The organism is Rhizomicrobium sp., from assembly GCA_037200985.1.
Classification (GTDB): domain Bacteria; phylum Pseudomonadota; class Alphaproteobacteria; order Micropepsales; family Micropepsaceae; genus Rhizomicrobium.
Genome location: JBBCGJ010000001.1, coordinates 1,789,906 through 1,809,331 on the forward strand (window position 1 = coordinate 1,789,906; position 19,426 = coordinate 1,809,331).

Sequence of the window (19,426 nt, forward strand, 5' to 3'; positions counted from 1 at the left end):
CGGCCGGACGAAAAGGCCTTCGGAAGGTACGCCATGACGACACAATGGAAGATCGCCGCGCTGAGCGCGCTGGGCGGAGCGGTGGTCGCGGTGGGCGTGGTGTTCGGCGCCGCGGCATTCGGCTATTTCCCGACCGCGCGCGTCGATACGCGGCAGGTCCATGCCTATCTGCTGAAAAATCCGCAGATCCTGGCCGAGATGCAGGAGCGCTATGCGGCGCTGCAGGAAAAGCGCGAGGACGTCGCCGAGCGGGCGCGGCAGATGGCGGTCGATACGGCGGGGCCCAAGGCGTTCTTCGATCCGGCCGTCGCCTATGTGACGGGGCCGGCGAACGCCAAGGTCTCGCTGGTCGAGTTCTTCGACTACAATTGCGTGCACTGCCGCAACACCTTTCCGACCGTCAAGGCGTTCTACGAGGCGCACAAGGACACGGCGCGCTTCGCCTTCGTCGATTTCCCGATCTTCGGGCAAATGTCGACGGCCGCGGCGCGGGCCGCGGTCGCGGCGCGGCGCCAGCCGGACAAGTACATCCCCTTCACCTTCGCACTGATGAGCGAGCCCGGCGCGATCGACCTCGACGTGCTGATGCGGGTGGCGCAGACCACCGGCCTCGACATCGCCAGGCTGACGGCGGACATGAAGGATCCGGCCACCGACAAGACCCTGGCGAAGGCGCGGGCGCTGGCGAAGCGGGTGAACGTCGACGGCACGCCGACCTTCATCGTCAACGGCAAGGTCCATTCCGGCGAGATCGACGAGGACACGCTGAAACAGATGACGGGGACGTGAGCGGCTAGATCAGCCCCGTCATCGGGCTCGACGGATCGCCGTAGTTCTTCTTCGGCATGCGCCCGGCGAGCCAGGCGAGGCGGCCGGCTTCGACCGCGAGCTTCATCGCCGCCGCCATCTTCACCGGATCCTTCGCGTGCGCGATGCCGGTGTTCGAGATCACCGCGTCGCAGCCGAGCTCCATCGCCACCGCCGCGTCCGAGGCCGTGCCGATGCCGGCGTCCACGATCACGGGGACTTTCGCGTCCTCGATGATGAGGCGGATGTTCACCGTGGACTGAATGCCCATGCCCGAGCCGATCGGCGAGGCGAGCGGCATGATCGCCACCGCGCCCAGGTCTTCCAGCCGCTTGGCCATCAGAGGATCGTCGCTGCAATAGACCATCACCTTGAAGCCGTCCTTGGTCAGCATCTCGGTGGCGCGCAGCGTTTCGAGCATGTCGGGATAGAGCAGCTTCTTCTCGCCCAGGACTTCGAGCTTCACGAGGTCCCAGCCGCCGGCCTCGCGCGCCAGGCGCAGGGTGCGCACCGCGTCCTCGCCGGTGAAGCAGCCGGCGGTGTTGGGCAGATAGGTGACTTTCTTCGGGTCGATGAAGTCGACCAGCTTGGGCTGGCTGGGATCGGTGAGGTTCACGCGGCGCACCGCGACGGTCACGATCTCGGCGCCGCTGGCTTCCAGCGCGCGGGCATTGTCGGCGTAAGTCCTGTACTTGCCGGTGCCGACGATGAGGCGGGACTTGTAAGTCTTGCCGGCGAGGACGAAGGGCTTGTCCTCCACCGGCGGGGTGACCGGCGCGTTGCCGCCGCCGATGAAATGCACGATCTCGTATTTGTCGCCGTCCTCGACCAGCACCGCGTCATAGGTCGAGCGCGGCACGATCTCCAGATTGCGTTCGACCGCGATCTTCCTGGGGTCCAGCCCGAGAACGGCCAGCAGGCCGTGCACGCTGAGGCTCGGCGGGACACGGCAAGGTTCGCCGTTGACGATGACGTTCAGGCTCATGGTTCTCCTCTCCCTACGCCGGTACGAGCCGGATCAGGTTCAAAGGGACTGGGCGGGATGCCCATCTCAGCCGCGAACGGCGCCCCTGGGACTGTCGCTCAACCATAGCCCCGGCCGCGGCGGCGATAAACCCCGTGTTTGCGGGACGCGCGCATGCGACTATAAGGGGCGAATCCGCCTCCTTTCCGGAGTTCCCTTGGCCAAATCCGGCAACCGAAACAAAGCCTTGCCGATCTACGTGCTGAACGGTCCGACGCTCAATCTGCTGGGCACGCGCGAGCCGGAGATCTATGGCACGACCACGCTGGCGCAGATCGCAAAGCTTTGCGCCGCACGGGTGAAGAGCCATGGGCTGAGCGTCGTGTTCCGCCAGTCGAACCACGAGGGCGAACTGATCGACTGGATCCAGGAGGCGCGGGAGAAGGGTTCGGGCGTGATCCTGAACGGCGCGGCTTACACCCACACCTCCATCGCGATCCACGACGCGCTGAAGGCGCTGGGCAAGCCGATCATCGAAGTGCATCTCTCCAATCCGCATGCGCGGGAACCATTCCGCCATCGCTCCTTTGTCAGCAAGGTGGCGACCGGCGTGATCTGCGGATTGAAGGAACAGGGTTATCTGGCCGCCATCGACGCGATGGCGGTCCTCATCGAAGGCACGTCATGAACATGAAGGATATGAAATCGATCGGCGCCAGGCTGTCCGCCGGCGGCAAGGCGAAGAACGGGCTGGTCGATGCCGGCGCGATCCGCGAACTGGCGGAGCTCCTCAAGGAGACGGGGCTGACCGAGATCGAGATCGAAGCGAACGGCGCGAGACTGCGCGTGTCCAAGCAGACGGGCGGCACCGTGATGGCGGCCGCGCCGGCCGCAGCCCCCGCGGCGGGCACCGCTGCGGCGCCCGCGAAGCCGGCAGGACCGCATCCCGGCGCGGTGCCTTCGCCGATGGTGGGCACGGTCTATCTGTCGCCCGAGCCCGGCGCCAAGGCGTTCGTCAGCGTCGGCCAGACCGTGAAGGAAGGCGACACGCTTTTCATCGTGGAAGCGATGAAGACGATGAACCCGATCACCGCGCCGCGTGGCGGCACGGTCAGCGAAGTCTGCGTCAACGACGCCCAGCCGGTCGAGTTCGGGCAGACGCTTTGCATCCTCAACTAGGCATGCTGGGTTCGATGGTCATGTGCCCGGGCAAGGCAAGGATTCACGCGGAGCCGCGGAGAGCGCGGAGCCTTGTCGAAATCTCCGCGTCTCCGCGGCTCCGCGTGAATCTTGCGCGCATGCGCGCGCGGGGGGCGGTCGCCCATGTTTGAAAAAGTCCTCATCGCCAATCGCGGCGAGATCGCGCTTCGCATCAACCGGGCGTGCAAGGAGATGGGCATCGCCACCGTGGCGGTGCATTCCACGGCCGACGCCGACGCGATGCATGTGCGGCTCGCCGACGAGAGCGTGTGCATCGGCCCGCCGCCCTCGGCGCAGAGCTACCGCAACATCCCCGCCATCATCGCCGCCTGCGAGATCACCGGCGCGGAGGCGATCCATCCCGGCTACGGATTCCTCTCGGAGAATGCGCGCTTCGCGGAGATCGTGCGCGAGCACGGCATCACCTTCATCGGGCCGACGCCGGAGCACATCCGCATGATGGGCGACAAGATCACCGCCATCCAAGCGGTGAAGGCGGTCGGCATTCCGACCGTGCCCGGCTCGGGCGGCGCGGTCGAGGACGCCGATGCGGCGCGCATCGCCGGCGAGATCGGCTATCCGGTCCTGATCAAGGCGACGGCGGGCGGCGGCGGCAAGGGCATGCGGGTGGCGCGGAGCGAGACGGAGCTTGCGATGGCGCTCTCGACCGCGCGCGCCGAGGCCAAGGGCGCGTTCGGCAACGACCAGGTCTATATGGAGAAATATCTCGAGAAGCCCCGGCACATCGAGATCCAGGTGCTGGCGGATGGCGTCGGCAACGTCATCCATCTGGGCGAGCGCGACTGCTCGCTGCAGCGGCGGCTGCAGAAGGTGTGGGAGGAAGCCGGTTCGCCTGCGCTCAACGCGACACAGCGCGACGAGATCGGCGCCGTCGTGACCAAGGCGCTCAAGCAGCTCGGCTATCTCGGCGCCGGCACCATCGAATTCCTGTTCGAGGACGGGCAGTTCTACTTCATCGAGATGAACACGCGGCTGCAGGTCGAGCATCCGGTGAGCGAGGCGCTGACCGGCATCGACATCGTGCGCGAGCAGATTCGTATCGCGGCCGGCGGCACCTTGGAGATGCGCCAGGAGGACGTGACGTTCAACGGCCACGCCATCGAATGCCGCATCAACGCGGAGAACCCTTTCACCTTCCAGGCCTCGCCCGGAAAGATCACCCAATTCCACACGCCGGGCGGTCTGGGCGTGCGCTTCGACAGCGCGATCTATTCCGGCTACAGCGTCCCGCCCTATTACGACAGTCTGGTCGGCAAGCTGATCGTGCATGCCAAGAACCGCAACGAGTGCCTCTTGCGGCTGCGCCGCGCGCTCGATGAATTGGTGGTGGGCGGCATCGACACGACGATCCCGCTGTTCCAGCTCCTGGTCCGCGACAAGGACATCATCGACGGCGAGTACAACATACACTGGCTGGAACAATGGCTGGCGAAGAACAAGCCGAAATAGCCGGGCTGGCGCCGCCGGTCGCGGCGATGCTGGAGCGGATGCACGCCAACATCGGCGCATCGATCGACGCGGCGCGGATCGCGGCCTTCCGGCCGATCTATTCGGCGAGCCAGAAGGATCGCACCGTCGCGCCAGGCGTCGGCGTGCGCGATATCGACATCGACGGTGTCATGGTGCGGCTCTACCGGCCCGAGAGCGACGCACCGCTACCGCTGCATCTCTACTGCCATGGTGGCGGCTTCGTGATCGGCTCGGCGCTGTCGGGCGAATTGGATGGGCCGCTGTCGCGGCGTGCCGCGGCGGCGGAGTGCGCGGTTGCGTCGGTCGAGTACGCGCTGGCGCCGGAACATCCTTTTCCGGCCGGGATCGAGGATTGCTATCGCGCCATGACCGGCCTCGCGGCACGGGCGGAGGAGCTCGGCCTTGCGGCGCAGGCGATCAGTGTCGGCGGCGCGTCGTCGGGCGGCAATTTCGCCGCGGTGCTGGCGCTGCTGGCGAAGGACCGCGGCGGGCCGAAGCTCATCCTGCAATTGCTGGAGATCGCGGGCGTCGACCTGACCAAGACCTCGCATGCCTGGCGCTACCCGCTGCCGGAGCACGACACGACGCGCGAGCGCGATCTCGCCATGCTCGATCTCTATATCGCGAAGAAGGACCGGGCAGCGCGCTACGGCTCGCCGCTCTTCGTGCCCGATCTCGAAGGGCTGCCGCCGGCTTACGTCATGAACGCGGAGTTCGACCCGCGCCGCGACGAATGCGAGGCCTATGTCGCGCGGCTGACCGATGCCGGGGTGGACGCGGTGGCGCGCAAGATGGAAGGCCATATCCACGGCTCCCTCATGCTGGCGGGCTGGGAGCCGGCGGAGCGCTGGCAGGCGGAAGCCAACGCCGTGCTGCGCGAGGCCAATCGCGCCGCGTTGGCGGGCGAGACGGTCGTTCTGCGCAGGCCTTGAAGGTCACTCGTAATAGGCGACTTTCGGCGCGACGCAGCGGTCGACCGGCGCGGGATGCAGCCCCTCATAGGCGCCCTGCCAGCATTCGTTGAACACCGAGCAATAGCAGGCGCGGGCGCGAAGGCGTCCGCCCGCCGCCGCGTCGCGCAGCGCCAGCCACGCCTTTCCGTTCGCCGCCGTCCGCGGCCAGTTGAAGAACACGCGATCCTCGCCGGCGCGCAGGATGGTGCCGCCGACATTGCCTTCGATCCAGGTTCCGATCTGCGGCGCGTGCTCGACGATGGGACGCGCCGTCCCCGGATCGAAGCCGCAGCATCTCGCGAGCATCTCGTTCGACGACGCCAGCGGCTTGCCGTCGAACGTGACTTCGAAATACTCGACCAGCGCCGGCCCGACCCCGGCATTGACGACGTCGAATTTCAGGATGTCGCGCCCTGCCCCGTCGCTGTCGCTGGTCGCGACCTGGAGAAACGGCCAGGACGCCGCCGCCACCATCTTGGTGTTGGCATCCTCGGTGCGGATCGCCACCCAGAGCGAAATCGCCGAGATCAGAAGGGCCGCGGCCGTGGCGACATACTCGATCCAGTGCCGCCGGGCACGGATGGGAAGCTCGCTCATGACGGATCCGTTTGTGCTTTGACCGCGTATCGCATTAGCTAAAGCCATGGCCTATGCGCAAGCCATCGGTTCGACCCGCTACGTCTTCGACGATCTGAAGATGCTCTTGGCGCGCGCCTCGCCGGCCCGGTCGGGGGACCGGCTGGCGGGCTTGGCGGCGCAGACGGCCGAGGAGCGGGTGGCGGCGCGGATGGCGCTGGCCGACCTGCCGCTGGGCGAATTCCTGAAGAGCGAGCTCGTGCCTTACGACAGCGACGAGGTCACGCGGCTGATCGCCGACAGCCACGACGCGGAGGCTTTCGCGCCCGTGAAGGCGATGACGGTCGGGGAATTCCGCGATCTCCTGCTGGCGCATGAGACGACGGCGGCGCGGCTGGCGGTGCTGGCGCCGGGGCTGACGCCGGAGATGGCGGCGGCGGTGTCCAAGCTGATGCGCAACCAGGACCTGATCGCGGCGGCGCGCAAGGTGTCGGTGGTCACGCGGTTCAACAATACGATCGGCTTGCCGGGGCGGCTGTCGGTGCGGCTGCAGCCCAACCATCCGACCGACGACGCCAGGGGCATCGCGGCCTCCATCGTCGACGGGCTGCTCTACGGCAGCGGCGACGCGGTGATCGGGATCAATCCGGCGAGCGACAATGTCGCCACCGTGACCGACCTGCTGCGCATGATCGACGGGATGCGGCGGCGCTGGGACGTCCCGACCCAGTCCTGCGTGCTCGCCCATGTTACGACGACGCTGGCGGCGATGGCGCAGGGCGCGCCGGTCGATCTGGTGTTCCAGTCGATCGCGGGCAGCGAGGCGGCGAACCGCAGCTTCGGCGTGGACCTCGCCCTGCTGCGCGAGGCGCGCGAGGCGGCGCTTTCGCTCAAGCGGGGCGCCGTCGGCGACAATGTGATGTATTTCGAGACCGGCCAGGGCGCGGCCTTGTCGGCGGGGGCGCATCACGGTGTCGACCAGCAGACCATGGAGACGCGCGCCTATGCGGTCGCCCGGCACTTCCAGCCGCTGTTGGTCAACAGCGTGGTCGGCTTCATCGGACCGGAATACCTGTTCGACGGGAAGGAAATCGTCCGCGCGGGGCTGGAGGATCATTTCTGCGGCAAGCTGCTCGGCCTGCCGATGGGCGTCGACGTCTGCTACACCAACCATGCCGACGCCGACCAGGACGACATGGACAATCTGCTGACGCTGCTCTGCGTCGCGGGCTGCACCTATGTGATGGGCGTGCCGGGCGCGGACGACGTGATGCTGTCCTATCAGAGCACCTCGTTCCACGACGCGCTCTATGCGCGCGAGGCGTTGAGCCTCAGGCCGGCGCCCGAGTTCGAGACCTGGCTGCTCAAGATGGGGATTCTGGACACGGACGGACGGATAAGGCCGAGGCTTGCCGGGAGCGCGGCGGCGCGGCTGCTCGACTTCGTGCCGTGAGCGACGCGGACGAGTGGCACGCCCTGGCCGCCTTCACGCCGGCGCGGGTGGCGCTGGGGCGGGCGGGCGCCGCGCTGCCGACGCGGCGGGTGCTGGAATTCCAGCTCGCCCATGCACGGGCGCGCGACGCGGTGAACGCGCCGTTCGATGCGGCGGCGCTGGCCGCAGCGCTGGACGCGATATGCCTGACGACGCCGGCGGCGGACCGCGCGAGCTATCTCGCCAATCCCGATCTCGGACGCGCGCTGAGCGAGGCGTCGCGCGCCCGGCTCGAACGCGGTGCCTATGACGCGGCGCTGGTGATCGCCGACGGGCTGTCGGCGACGGCGATCCGGATGCATGGCGCGGGCCTGGCGCGGGCGATCCGCGACAGCCTGCCGGAGCTTGCCTGGGCGCCGACCACGGTGGTGACGAACGGGCGGGTCGCCGTCGGGGACGAGATCGCGCAGGCGCTGGGCGCGACGCTGGCGGTGGTGGCGATCGGCGAGCGGCCCGGGCTGTCGGCGGCCGATTCGGTCGGGCTCTACCTGACCTGGCGGCCGCGGCCCGGCGTCACCCGGGACGCGGAGCGCAACTGCATCTCCAATGTGCGGCCGGACGGGCTCGCGCCGGACGAGGCGGCGCACCGGCTGGCTTGGCTGGCCCGGCAGGCATTGAAGCTGCGCGCGACCGGTGTCAGCCTGAAGGAGGACGCGCCCGAGCGGCTGACTGACGCCGGCGCACCGGACTGATAGACTTCCAAAGTCCATTTCCAAAGGTGAATTTCAATGGCGTGGCTGTCCAAATTTCAACTGCAATTGCTCAGCGTCCTGCGCATCGTGACGGGGCTCCTCTTCCTCGAACACGGCCTGCAGAAGACCTTCAACTTCCCGCCCATGGCGGCGGCGATGGCGGCGGGTCACGCCAAGGCCATGCCGATCATCGTGGTGGCGGGGCTCATCGAGCTGATCGGCGGAGCGCTGGTCACGATCGGGCTGTTCACGCGGCTCGCGGCCTTCATCTGCGCCGGCGAGATGGCGGTCGCCTATTGGATGGTGCATTTCGCGCGCGGCGGCTTCTTCCCGGCGAACAATGGCGGCGACGGGGCGATCCTGTTCTGCTTCGCGTTCCTCTATATCGCGGCGGCGGGACCGGGGCCCTGGGCGGTGAGCCGGTCCGAGAAGATCTGACGGCGCCGCTGTCGCAGCCCTCGGCGGGAGGGTAGAGTTCTTCGATGCACGGCACGCCGCAGCTGACGCCGGAACTGCTTCTTCGCGCCTATGCCGAAGGGCTGTTTCCCATGGCCGAGCGGCGCGACGACCCGGACCTCTACTGGGTGTCGCCGGAGAAGCGCGGCATCCTTCCGCTCGACCGCTTCCATGTCCCGCACCGGCTGGCGCGGACGGTGCGCGCCGACAAATACGAGATCGCCTTCGACCGGGCCTTCGTCGACGTCATGAGGGCCTGCGCCGCGACGCGCGACGAGACCTGGATCAATGCGGAGATCCTGCGGCTCTACACGGCGCTGCATGCGACCGGCTATGCCCATTCGGTGGAGTGCCGGCTGGACGGCGCGCTGGTGGGCGGACTCTACGGCGTCAGCCTGGGCGGCGCGTTCTTCGGCGAGAGCATGTTCTCCACGGCGCGCGACGCCAGCAAGGTCGCGCTGGTGCATCTGGCGGCGCAGCTCATCCGCGGCGGCTATGTGCTGCTGGACACGCAATTCCTCACCGCGCATCTGTCGCAGTTCGGCGCCGTCGAGATCGCGCGCGAGGCCTATCTCGCGCGGCTGAACGATGCCCTCAACCGGAGGGGCTATTGGCTGGCGTCCTCGGGCAGCGCGACGGCCTTTTCGGTGTCGGGCGCGTCGGGCGAGACGGGCTTGACCGGCTTCTCCGGGCCGACGACGACGGTCTCTCCGGGCGCGATGGCTTTGCAGGTCATCACCCAGGCGTCGTAGAGCGGATGCTCCACGCCGTTGAGGCCGGGGCTCGACGCATACATCCAGCCGGAGAAGATGCGCCGGGCGGGCTGGTCGGGACGGTGGTCGTCGACCTGGACGAAGGCGGCGGTCTCGGGCGTTTCGGTCGAGGGCGTCGAATAGCAGTAGCGCGCGGTGATGGTCAGCGTCGCGAAGTGGACCGATTTGCCGATCGGGATCAGCAGCGTCGTGGCGCGGCCGGTGATCTTGTCGAGCCCGCGCATCACCAGGGTGAGCGGACCTTGGGGCTTGGGCACCACCGGAGGGGCGGAAGGCGTCGTCGCCGGCTTCGCGGCCGGTTTCGCAGCGACGGGCGCCGGCTGCGCGAGCGCAGGCGCCGCGACGGCGATCAGCACCGCGCCGGCGATGACGAACGCCCTATGGATGCTCATTCGGGATGCCTGGCTGGGTCGCGGGCTTGGATTGGCCGCCGCCATTGCTGCCGCCGATGAAGCGGCCGAGCAGGCCCATCAAATCGATGGCGCCCTGCACGTTGGTGATCTGGCCGCCCGGCGCAAGCATCTTGTCGCTGCCACCCGGCGTGATCGAAAGATAGGAGCCGCCGAGCAGGCCCGACGAGGTGACCATCAGCGAGGAATCGTCGGGGATCGGGACATCCTTGCGGATGTCCATGTGCAGGGTGACGAGATAGGTTTTGGGATCGAGCGTCAGGGCGCTGATGGCGCCGACCTTGATGCCGGAGAGCCGTACATCGGTGCCGGTGGCGAGCCCGTCGACCCGCGGCATGCGGGCGGTGATCTCGTAGCCGCCGAGGCTGCCCGAATTCGTCGCCGTATAGGTGTACCAGAGGAAGACCGCGGCGATCGCGACCACGATCGCGCCGATGATCGTCTCGACAGTGTTGTTGCCCATCCCCTACTCCGGCTTCCAGGCCTGGTAGTCGCCCGTCGCGCGCGGGCGCACGCCCGAGGCGAGCAGGCTGCCGTCCGGGCGATAGGCGCCGGCGGTGCCGGTGAGATTGGGGATGTGATCCTTCTCCCACGGCTTGGTCTTGAAGGGGTCCGAGGTCGGCGGCTCGGCGAAGGTATGGTGCAGCCAGCCATGCCAGTCGGCCGGCACGCGGCTCGCCTCCACGAGGCCGGAATAGATCACCCAGCGGCGGTTGCCCTTCCTGGAACGGTAATAGCGATTGCCGTGGGAATCGGTGCCGACCAGCACGCCGGAGAACCAGGTCGTGGTCAGGGTTCCCAGCGTGGCGTTGTGCCACCAGCTATAGAGCATGCGGATGAAGGACATGAACCGGCCGAACCCCTGACGGAATCGTGCGGGACTATAGAAGGCGGCCGCCGGCGATGCCATTGCGACGATGGCGACATGGTGACGTTTTGATGCGGGCGGCGCAAAGCGGCCGCCACGCCAACCTGTTTGCCGGCCCGCTTTTGCCGTCGCGCGATTTTCGACAATCCACAATCGATCCAAAACGGTGGACGAAGTTCCGACTGTCATAAACGAGAAAAAAATTTCGGCACGTTTCTCGTTAACGGCTTGACACGCGACTTTCCCCAACAAAAACGCGCTGTCATCGACCTACCACATATGGTGGGTAAGATTTCGTTTACTACTTTTCGCTTGCGAGCGTTTTCGAACAGTGCCCATACTTAGGGCCTGTCGCTGCTCGCGACACCAAATCTGGCGGACGGAATTCAACTCCCCGCCGAGGGTCCTGCCACACAGGCGGCGATCCCGGCGCCGGAGAACCGTCCCTGAAATGGTGCCGAAACCGGCGATCACAACGGGCCTAACAGATATCTCGGGGATCATGTCCATGCGCATTCGCCGTCAGTTCACGGTTGAGGGTCGTTCGCCTTACGAAGGCATCGCGTTCCGGTCCGCCACCAGCGAGATCAAGAACCCCGACGGCTCGGTCGTCTTTTCCCAGTCCGACATCGACGTGCCGGAAAGCTGGAGCCAGGTCGCGTGCGACGTGCTCGCCCAGAAGTACTTCCGCAAGGCGGGCGTGCCGACGGCGCTGAAGCCCGTGCCGGAAGACGGCGTGCCGGAATTCCTGTGGCGCAAGACCGCCGACAGCGACAAGACCCGCGGCGAGAACTCGGCCAAGGAAGTGTTCGACCGCCTCGCCGGCACGTGGGCCTATTGGGGCTGGAAGGGCGGCTATTTCGACTCGGAAGCCGACGCGTCGGCCTTCAAGGACGAACTCTCCTACATGCTGGCGACGCAGATGGCGGCGCCGAACTCGCCGCAATGGTTCAACACCGGCCTGCACTGGGCTTATGGCATCGACGGCCCCAGCCAGGGCCACTACTACGTCGACCACAAGACCGGGCGGCTGACCAAGTCGGCATCGTCCTACGAGCATCCCCAGCCGCATGCCTGCTTCATCCAGTCGGTCGCCGACGACCTCGTCAACGAGGGCGGCATCATGGATCTTTGGACGCGCGAGGCGCGCCTCTTCAAATACGGCTCGGGCACCGGCACGAATTTCTCCTCGCTGCGCGGCGAGAACGAGCGGCTGTCGGGCGGCGGCAAGTCGAGCGGCCTGATGAGCTTCCTGAAGATCGGCGACCGCGCGGCGGGCGCGATCAAGTCGGGCGGCACGACGCGCCGCGCGGCGAAGATGGTGATCGTCGACGTCGATCATCCCGATATCGAGGCCTTCATCGACTGGAAGGTGATCGAGGAGCAGAAGGTCGCCGCCATGGTGGCGGGCTCCAAGCTCGCGGAGAAGCACCTGAAGCTCGTCATGAAGGCCTGCATCAACTGCCAGGGCTCGGGCGATGACTGCTTCGATCCGAAGAAGAACCCGGCGCTGCGCCGCGAGGTCAAGGCCGCGCGCAAGGCGATGATCCCGGACAATTATATCGAGCGCGTGATCTCCTTCGCCCGGCAGGGCTACAAGGAGATGGAATTCAAGTCCTACGACACCGACTGGGATTCGGAAGCCTATCTCACCGTGTCGGGCCAGAACTCGAACAATTCGGTGCGCGTGACGGACGAATTCCTCAACGCGGTGCTCGAAGACAAGCCGTGGAACCTGACCTATCGCGGCTCGAACAAGATCGCCAAGACGGTGCAGGCGCGCGAATTGTGGGAGAAGATCTCCTACTCCGCCTGGGCCTGCGCCGATCCGGGCATCCAGTTCCATTCGACCATCAACGACTGGCACACCTGCCCGGCCGGCGGCGCCATCCGCGCCTCCAATCCGTGCTCGGAATACATGTTCCTGGACGACACGGCGTGCAATCTGGCCTCGCTGAACCTGATGGCGTTCCGCAAGGAGGCCGGCGGCGGCGCCTCGGCCTCAAGAAGCGAAGCGGTAGGCCAAGGTAAAGTGTTCGACGTGGCGGCGTTCGAGCATGGCTGCCGGCTGTGGACCGTCGTGCTCGAAATCTCGGTGCTGATGGCGCAGTTCCCGTCCAAGGAGATCGCGCAGCTTTCCTACGACTACCGTACGCTGGGCCTCGGCTTCGCCAATATCGGCGGCCTCCTGATGGCGGCGGGCATCTCCTACGACAGCCGCGAGGGCCGCGCGATCGCCGGCGCGATCTCGGCGGTGATGACGGGCGTCTCCTACGCGACCTCGGCCGAGATGGCGGGCGAGCTCGGCCCGTTCCCGGAATACGCCAAGAACAAGGACGCGATGCTGCGCGTGATGCGCAACCACCGCCGCGCCGCGCATGGCGACAAGGACGGCTATGAGGGGCTTTCCACCCTGCCCGTGCCGCTCGACCTCGCGGCCGTGCTGAACAAGGACCTGGCCTATGCGGCGCAGCGGGCCTGGGACGATGCGGTCTCGCTCGGCGAGGGCTTCGGCTATCGCAATGCGCAGTCCACCGTGATCGCGCCGACGGGGACGATCGGCCTCGTCATGGACTGCGACACGACGGGCGTCGAGCCGGACTTCGCGCTGGTGAAGTTCAAGAAGCTGGCCGGCGGCGGCTATTTCAAGATCATCAACCGCTGCGTGCCCGAGGCGCTGGCGACCCTGCAATACACCCAGAGCCAGATCGACGACATCGTCGCCTATGCGGTCGGCCATGGCACGCTGGAGGGCTTCTCCGGCGCGCTGAACCACGACGCGCTGCGCGCCAAGGGCTTCGGCGAGGACCAGATCAACGCGGTGGAAGGCGCGCTGGAATCGGCGTTCGACATCCGCTTCGTGTTCAACAAGTGGACGCTGGGCGCGGCGTTCTGCACCGAAGTGCTCGGCGTCGACGCCGCTTCGCTGGAAGCGCCGGACTTCGACATGATGAAGCATCTGGGCTTCTCCCGAGCCGATGTCGACCTGGCGAACCTGCATGTCTGCGGGGCGATGACGCTGGAAGGCGCGCCGCATCTGCGGACGCAGCATCTGGCCGTGTTCGACTGCGCCAATCCTTGCGGCCGCATCGGCAAGCGCGCGCTGAGCGTGGAGAGCCACATCCTGATGATGGCGGCGGTGCAGCCCTTCATCTCGGGCGCGATCTCCAAGACCATCAACATGCCGAACAGCGCCACCGTCGAGGAATGCGGCAAGAGCTACATCCAGTCGTGGCGGCTCGGCCTCAAGGCCAACGCACTCTATCGCGACGGCTCCAAGCTCAGCCAGCCGCTGTCCAGCCAGGTTCTGCAGATCGACGACGAGGAGGAAGGCGAAGAGGTCAGCGCCGTGGCGCGCACCACCATCGTCACCGAGCGGATCGTGGAGCGCGTGATCGAGCGGGTGCGCGAGCGCGACCGCGAGAAACTGCCGCAGCGCCGCAAGGGCTATACCCAGAAGGCGATCGTCGGCGGGCACAAGGTTTACTTGCGCACCGGCGAGTACGAGGACGGCCGCATCGGCGAGATCTTCATCGACATGCACAAGGACGGGGCTGCGTTCCGCAGCCTGATGGACGCCTTCGCCATCGCGATCTCGATGGGCCTGCAATACGGCGTGCCGCTGGACGAGTTCGTCGACGCATTCACCTTCACGCGCTTCGAGCCGGCCGGCATGGTGATCGGCAACGATTCGATCAAGAACGCCACCTCGATCCTGGACTACATCTTCCGCGAGCTGGCGGTCTCCTATCTCGGCCGCAACGACCTCGCCCATGTCCAGCCGGAGGGCGACGAGGATGTCGGCGTCGGCACGGACGAAGGCAGCGACGGCGCGACGGAAGTTCGCCGCGTGGTCTCGCCGGGCTTCGTGCGCGGCCGCATCCCGCGCACCATCGCGGTCGTCCGCGGCGGCGCGGCCCGCAAGCTCGATCCCAATGCCGAGCACGCGCATCTGCATTCGCATCACACCCATCAGGTGGAAGAGGTCGAGGAATTCCTCACCGCCGACGATGTCGAAGTCAGCGATGCCCTGTCGGAGATCCGCGCCAGCGTGCTGGCGGAGGCTTCCAACCCGGTCGGCGATCTGGTCGATGCGCTGGGCACCAAGCTGCGCGAACGTGCCGACAGCGCGGCGGGCAAGGCCGGCAAGGCGCGCGAGCTCCAGGCCAAGCGCGCGGCGGAAGCGCGGATGAAGGGCTATGAGGGCGACGCCTGCGGCGGCTGCGGGAATTTTACTTTGGTAAGAAACGGCACCTGCATGAAGTGCAACACCTGCGGCTCGACGAGCGGCTGCAGCTGAAGAGACACCTCGCGATGGGTGGGAAGGGGTGGGTGGCTCGCGCTCCCGCCCCTTCCGCTTTTGGGGGGGAACGCGACTCAGGACGACAACGTTGAAGCGCGACGGAGAATTGAAATGGCGAAGCAGCTTGTCGAAGTGATCGATCGCAAGGGGCATGTCCTCGACCGCTATATGGTCGAGCTCGACGATGCGGATTGTCACGATGCGGAGTACGAGGAATTCGCGCTGATCCTTGCCGAGAAATCGGGCCGCATCGAAGCGGCGGAGCATGTCCGTCTGCGGGCGCGCTGCGTGAAATAAAGCTGCGTGCTTTCGCGCGCGCAGCAAGAACGCGCGGATGATTCGTTTCTGTGGACAAGTGATTCGCGGCGCTCGACTCAAAAACAAATCCGTCGCAATCTTTCCTCGCGCCTGGGGCACCCGCGCACACGGGAAAAGCCCAAGGCACCTGCAAAGGTGACCGGCGCACACCTTGCACCGGCCGAAGAGGGCGCCAGCCCGCGACGGACCGGAGTGCGGCAAGGGCCACCGAAAGCGTTCTAGAGCGCTGACGTGGACCGGGAATCCAGGGAACGGCGGGGAAACCGTTCGAACTGGGCGCGACGCGCGGAACCTAAGGCCGTGCAAGCGTGACGTGGAAGGCCCAACGAAAGGCGGGACGGAAGCGTCGAAAAAGATCGCACAGGATCTGTGACGAACCGCACTGCGAAGCGCGGGAAACGAGCAGGCAAACCAGTGTGCTGACCGTGGACGGGGGCCATCGCGAGGGGCCTCCGTTTGCGTTTGTGGGGTTTCAGTCGCGTCGCGGTGTCCGTGCCTCCCCATCGTCCCGCCAGATTCGCAGCCGGGCGCCCCATGGTGGACATGGGATCCCGGCACGGTGCTTGCGACGCAAGGGGCAGCCGTTTCACTTTGGGACAAGCCCCGTGTCCAGACTGACCGCTTTCGCCTTTGCCCTCCTGATGACCCTGGGATCGCCCGCTTTCGCAGGCCCGGCCTATGATGCCGCCGCCGTCGCGCGCATCCATGCCGCCATCGTCGACTGTCCCGGCTGCAATCTTGCCGGCGCCGACCTCACCAATACCTGCGTCAAGGCGCACGACCTGACCGGCGCGAATTTCGACGGCGCCACCGCCGTCCTGATGTGCATGTCGTATGCGAATTTCTCGAACGCCACCTTCCGCGGCACCGACCTGTCGGGCGCGAACCTGGCGCATGCCAGGCTCGACGGCGCCGACCTGAGCGGCGCGGTCCTGGACATCACCTCGATCAAGGGCACGGACCTGACGCGCACGCGCGGCCTGACCCAGAAGCAGCTCGACCAGGCCTGCGGCGACGCCGATACGCGCGTGCCGGCGGGCCTGAAGGTGCATCTCTGCACCTGACCGCTTTCGTCTCCTCCTTGGGACACCTCGACCCCGTCCGCGGATGTACCGGACGGGGTTCTTTTTTGCGCGGCGCGCGACTACTCCGCCGCCTGCGGCAGCTCCCGCTTCTTCCAGCGCAGCACCGGCTTGCGGGCGGCGGCGGTTTCGTCGAGGCGCCGGCGGGGAGCCAGGCGCGGGGCGCCGGCGAAGCGCTCGGTCTTCTTCGCCTTGGCCTCCAGCGCGAGTTCGCGCAGAACGTGGACGAAGCGGTCGAGGGATTCCTTGGACTCCGATTCCGTCGGCTCGATCAGCATCGCGCCGTGGACGACCAGCGGGAAATACATCGTCATCGGGTGGTAGCCCTCGTCGATCATCGCCTTGGCGAAATCGAGCGTGGTGACGCCGGTGCCGGCGAGGAAGCTGTCGTCGAACAGCGCCTCGTGCATGCAGGGGCCGTCGCCGAAGGGCGCGCTCATCACGTCCTTCAGGGAGGCGAGGATGTAGTTGGCGGAGAGCACGGCGTCTTCCGACGCCTGGCGCACACCGTCGCGGCCGTGGCTGAGCATGTAAGCGAGCGCGCGGACGAACATGCCCATCTGGCCGTGGAAGGCGCTCATGCGGCCGAAGGGCCGGGCGCCTTCGGGAAGGTCGTCGCGATCCTCGATCAGGCGGAAGCCCCTTTCGTCGTGGACGAGCAGCGGCAGCGGCGCGAAGGGCGCCAGCGCGGCGGAGAGCACCACCGGCCCTGCCCCCGGACCGCCGCCGCCATGCGGCGTCGAGAAGGTCTTGTGCAGGTTGATGTGCATGGCGTCGACGCCGAGATCGCCGGGCCTGACGCGGCCGGCGATGGCGTTGAAATTCGCGCCGTCGCAATAGAAATAGGCGCCGGCCTTGTGGGTGGCGTCGGCCATGTGGCGGATGTCGCGCTCGAACAGCCCGCAGGTGTTGGGATTGGTGAGCATGATGGCGGCGACGTCGGGGCCGAGCTTGCCTTCGAGCTCGACCATGTCGACGCGGCCGTCCGCGGTGCCCTTGACCTCGTCGATGGCGAAGCCGGCGAAGGCGGCGGTGGCGGGATTGGTGCCGTGGGCGGATTCAGGGACCAGGATGCGCCGCCGCGTCTCGCCGCGCGCGGCGATGGCGGCGCGGATCGCGAGCAGGCCGCAGAGCTCTCCATGGGCACCGGCCTTCGGGCTCATTGCCACCGCCGGCATGCCGGTCAGCGTGGTGAGCCAAGTCATCAATTCGGAGATCAGCGCCAGCGCGCCCTGCGTCGCCGATTGCGGGCTCAAGGGATGCAGGTCGCCGAAGCCGGGCAGGCGCGCCATCTTCTCGTTGAGACGCGGATTGTGCTTCATCGTGCAGGAGCCGAGCGGATAGAGGCCGGCATCGATGGCGTAGTTCTGGCGGCTGAGCCGCACATAGTGGCGGACGACTTCCGGCTCCGAGAGGCCGGGAAGGCCGATGGGGCCGCGGCGGCGCTGGCCGCCGAGACGGGCGTCGGAGAGCTGGACATCGGGGAGATCGACGCCAGTCATGCCGTCGCGGCCGATCTCGAAGATCAGCGGCTCTTCATGATCGAGTCCGCGGTCGCCGGAGATGGTCGGCAATTCGTTGGCCTCGATGGTGCCTGGCGCGACCATCTTATCAATCGAAGACGGGCGGCCCTGGTTGTTCATGGTCATCAGAGCACCTCGCTCAAGCCGGCGACGAGCGCGTCGGCATCTTCGTCGGTGGTGGTTTCGGTGACGGCGACGATCAGCAGATCGCGCAGCGCGGGATCGTGCGGCAACAGGCGCGACGCGGGCACGCCCGCGAGGATGCCCTTCGCGGCCAGCGCATCGACGATGGCGGCGGCCGGCTTCGGCAGCTTGATCGTGAACTCGTTGAAGAAGGTGGGTGTGACAAGGCTGACGCCGTTCACCCGCGCCAGCTTGTCGGCCAGCGCGCTCGCCTTGGCGTGGTTCAGGCGCGCGAGGCGGGTGAGCCCCTCTTCGCACAGGAGCGAGAGATGGATGGTGAAGGCGAGGCAGCACAGGCCGGAATTGGTGCAGATATTGCTCGTCGCCTTTTCGCGGCGGATATGCTGTTCGCGGGTGGAGAGCGTGAGGACATAGCCGCGCTTGCCGCTGGCATCGGCGGTCTCGCCGGTGAGGCGGCCGGGCATCTGGCGGAGGAATTTTTCGCGCGTGGCGAAGAGCCCGACATAGGGGCCGCCGAAATTGAGGCCGTTGCCGATCGACTGACCCTCGCAGGCGACGATGTCGGCGTCCTGGAAGCCGGGGCCTTCGAGCAGGCCGAGGGAAATCACCTCCGTCACCACCGCGATCAGCAGCGCGCCCTTGGCGTGGGCGGCGGCGGCGATGGGCTTGAGGTCGCGGATCAGGCCGAACACGTCGGGGCTCTGCACCACGACGCAGGCGGTGTCGGCGTCGATCAGCGCGGCGATGTCTTCCGCCTTGCCGGGCGTCGCGGGCGCGCGGGCGACAGTGCCCGACAGCGCGGCGACGGTTTCGACCGTCTCGGCATAATGCGGATGCAAGCCGCCGGAGAGGATCGCCTTGGAGCGGCGCGTCACGCGCATCGCCATCAGCACCGCTTCGGCGGTGGCGGTCGAGCCGTCGTAGAGCGAGGCGTTGGCGACTTCCATGCCGGTGAGCAGCGCCACCTGGGTCTGGAATTCGAACATGTATTGCAGCGTGCCCTGCGCGATCTCGGGCTGATAGGGCGTGTAGGAGGTGAGGAATTCGGAGCGCTGGATCAGGTGATCGACCGCGGCGGGGACATGATGCTTGTACGCGCCGGCGCCCAGGAAAGACGGGCCCGCGCCCGCGGCGGTGTTCTTCGCGGCCATGCGCGAGAGCTTGCGCTCGACCTCGATCTCGCCCTGCCCGTCCGGCAGGCCGAACGTGGACAGCGGCACGACAGCCGATTGCGGTACGTCCTTGAACAGCGTGTCGACCGAGGGGACGCCGATCTTCGCCAGCATAGCGGAACGGTCGGCGGCGGTTAGGGGATGGTATCTCACGCTCTCACTCCCAAACTTGTCATGGTCCGCGAATGCGGACCACCCAGGT

The 19,426-nt window shown here is 67.0% G+C and carries 18 protein-coding genes, 1 pseudogene and 1 riboswitch; of the genes and pseudogenes, 12 read left to right on the plus strand and 7 right to left on the minus strand.

Annotated elements, in window-relative coordinates:
• Positions 1–33 precede the first annotated feature (33 nt).
• Positions 34–789 carry a thioredoxin domain-containing protein gene (locus tag WDN01_08660; GenBank protein ID MEJ0026083.1) on the plus strand — a complete coding sequence of 252 codons (756 nt, stop codon included), beginning with the start codon at positions 34–36 and terminating at the stop codon, positions 787–789.
• Positions 790–793: 4 nt separating this feature from the next.
• On the opposite strand, the gene thiS is transcribed toward WDN01_08660, so the two are convergent.
• Positions 794–1,792, minus strand: a complete 999-nt coding sequence (gene thiS / locus WDN01_08665) for a sulfur carrier protein ThiS (GenBank protein MEJ0026084.1) — start codon at positions 1,790–1,792, stop codon at positions 794–796.
• Positions 1,785–1,889, minus strand: a riboswitch (TPP riboswitch). (Overlaps the previous gene by 8 nt.)
• Before the next feature lie 129 nt (positions 1,890–2,018).
• On the opposite strand from thiS, the gene aroQ reads away from it, so the two are divergent.
• The 4 genes from aroQ (at position 2,019) to WDN01_08685 (ending at position 5,394) form a co-directional block, all read left to right on the plus strand.
• Complete coding sequence (aroQ, locus tag WDN01_08670) at positions 2,019–2,459, plus strand: type II 3-dehydroquinate dehydratase (protein ID MEJ0026085.1); 441 nt, start codon at positions 2,019–2,021, stop codon at positions 2,457–2,459.
• Positions 2,456–2,950 carry an acetyl-CoA carboxylase biotin carboxyl carrier protein gene (gene accB, locus WDN01_08675; GenBank protein MEJ0026086.1) on the plus strand — a complete coding sequence of 165 codons (495 nt, stop codon included), beginning with the start codon at positions 2,456–2,458 and terminating at the stop codon, positions 2,948–2,950. The genes aroQ and accB overlap by 4 nt, the downstream gene beginning before the upstream one ends.
• 144 nt (positions 2,951–3,094) lie before the next feature.
• Positions 3,095–4,441 (plus strand): acetyl-CoA carboxylase biotin carboxylase subunit, encoded by a 1,347-nt coding sequence (gene accC, locus WDN01_08680; protein ID MEJ0026087.1) that lies wholly within the window; start codon positions 3,095–3,097, stop codon positions 4,439–4,441.
• Positions 4,414–5,394, plus strand: coding sequence for an alpha/beta hydrolase (locus tag WDN01_08685; protein MEJ0026088.1), 981 nt, complete (start codon positions 4,414–4,416; stop codon positions 5,392–5,394). The genes accC and WDN01_08685 overlap by 28 nt, the downstream gene beginning before the upstream one ends.
• 3 nt (positions 5,395–5,397) lie before the next feature.
• Here WDN01_08685 and WDN01_08690 read toward each other — a convergent pair whose 3' ends face one another.
• Positions 5,398–6,012 (minus strand): hypothetical protein, encoded by a 615-nt coding sequence (locus tag WDN01_08690; protein ID MEJ0026089.1) that lies wholly within the window; start codon positions 6,010–6,012, stop codon positions 5,398–5,400.
• 46 nt (positions 6,013–6,058) lie between these two features.
• Here WDN01_08690 and WDN01_08695 point away from each other — a divergent pair, with 46 nt between their 5' ends.
• From WDN01_08695 to aat, 4 genes are read left to right on the plus strand one after another with little or no spacing between them, the layout of a single operon-like run.
• Positions 6,059–7,444, plus strand: a complete 1,386-nt coding sequence (locus WDN01_08695; protein ID MEJ0026090.1) for an ethanolamine ammonia-lyase subunit EutB — start codon at positions 6,059–6,061, stop codon at positions 7,442–7,444.
• A complete protein-coding gene (gene eutC / locus WDN01_08700) occupies positions 7,441–8,175 on the plus strand; it encodes an ethanolamine ammonia-lyase subunit EutC (GenBank protein MEJ0026091.1) in 735 nt (244 codons plus the stop codon). The genes WDN01_08695 and eutC overlap by 4 nt, the downstream gene beginning before the upstream one ends.
• A 36-nt stretch (positions 8,176–8,211) precedes the next feature.
• Positions 8,212–8,613: a DoxX family protein gene (locus WDN01_08705; GenBank protein ID MEJ0026092.1), complete on the plus strand. Its 402-nt coding sequence runs from the start codon at positions 8,212–8,214 to the stop codon at positions 8,611–8,613.
• A gap of 44 nt (positions 8,614–8,657) precedes the next feature.
• Positions 8,658–9,383 (plus strand): leucyl/phenylalanyl-tRNA--protein transferase, encoded by a 726-nt coding sequence (aat, locus tag WDN01_08710; protein MEJ0026093.1) that lies wholly within the window; start codon positions 8,658–8,660, stop codon positions 9,381–9,383.
• A 35-nt stretch (positions 9,384–9,418) separates the two neighbouring features.
• On the opposite strand, the pseudogene WDN01_08715 reads toward aat, so the two are convergent.
• From WDN01_08715 to WDN01_08725, 3 genes and pseudogenes are all read right to left on the minus strand, one after another.
• Positions 9,419–9,841, minus strand: a pseudogene (locus tag WDN01_08715) (DUF2155 domain-containing protein).
• Positions 9,783–10,277: an outer membrane lipid asymmetry maintenance protein MlaD gene (gene mlaD, locus WDN01_08720; GenBank protein ID MEJ0026094.1), complete on the minus strand. Its 495-nt coding sequence runs from the start codon at positions 10,275–10,277 to the stop codon at positions 9,783–9,785. The pseudogene WDN01_08715 and the gene mlaD overlap by 59 nt, the downstream one beginning before the upstream one ends.
• A gap of 3 nt (positions 10,278–10,280) precedes the next feature.
• Complete coding sequence (locus WDN01_08725; protein ID MEJ0026095.1) at positions 10,281–10,661, minus strand: NADH:ubiquinone oxidoreductase subunit NDUFA12; 381 nt, start codon at positions 10,659–10,661, stop codon at positions 10,281–10,283.
• 529 nt (positions 10,662–11,190) lie between these two features.
• Between WDN01_08725 and WDN01_08730 the strand changes: the two genes are divergently transcribed.
• The 3 genes from WDN01_08730 to WDN01_08740 all read left to right on the plus strand — a co-directional run bounded on the left by WDN01_08730 (position 11,191) and on the right by WDN01_08740 (position 16,367).
• Positions 11,191–14,982: a vitamin B12-dependent ribonucleotide reductase gene (locus tag WDN01_08730; protein ID MEJ0026096.1), complete on the plus strand. Its 3,792-nt coding sequence runs from the start codon at positions 11,191–11,193 to the stop codon at positions 14,980–14,982.
• 114 nt (positions 14,983–15,096) lie between these two features.
• The gene (locus WDN01_08735) at positions 15,097–15,282 is read left to right on the plus strand and encodes a hypothetical protein (protein ID MEJ0026097.1); all 186 of its coding nucleotides are present in this window, start codon (positions 15,097–15,099) and stop codon (positions 15,280–15,282) included.
• 626 nt (positions 15,283–15,908) lie between these two features.
• A complete protein-coding gene (locus tag WDN01_08740) occupies positions 15,909–16,367 on the plus strand; it encodes a pentapeptide repeat-containing protein (protein MEJ0026098.1) in 459 nt (152 codons plus the stop codon).
• Between the two features lie 80 nt (positions 16,368–16,447).
• Here the strand turns inward: WDN01_08740 and gcvPB are convergent, their stop codons facing one another.
• Positions 16,448–18,034 (minus strand): aminomethyl-transferring glycine dehydrogenase subunit GcvPB, encoded by a 1,587-nt coding sequence (gene gcvPB, locus WDN01_08745; protein ID MEJ0026099.1) that lies wholly within the window; start codon positions 18,032–18,034, stop codon positions 16,448–16,450.
• Positions 18,034–19,377: an aminomethyl-transferring glycine dehydrogenase subunit GcvPA gene (gcvPA, locus tag WDN01_08750; GenBank protein ID MEJ0026100.1), complete on the minus strand. Its 1,344-nt coding sequence runs from the start codon at positions 19,375–19,377 to the stop codon at positions 18,034–18,036. The genes gcvPB and gcvPA overlap by 1 nt, the downstream gene beginning before the upstream one ends.
• Between the last annotated feature and the right edge of the window lie 49 nt (positions 19,378–19,426).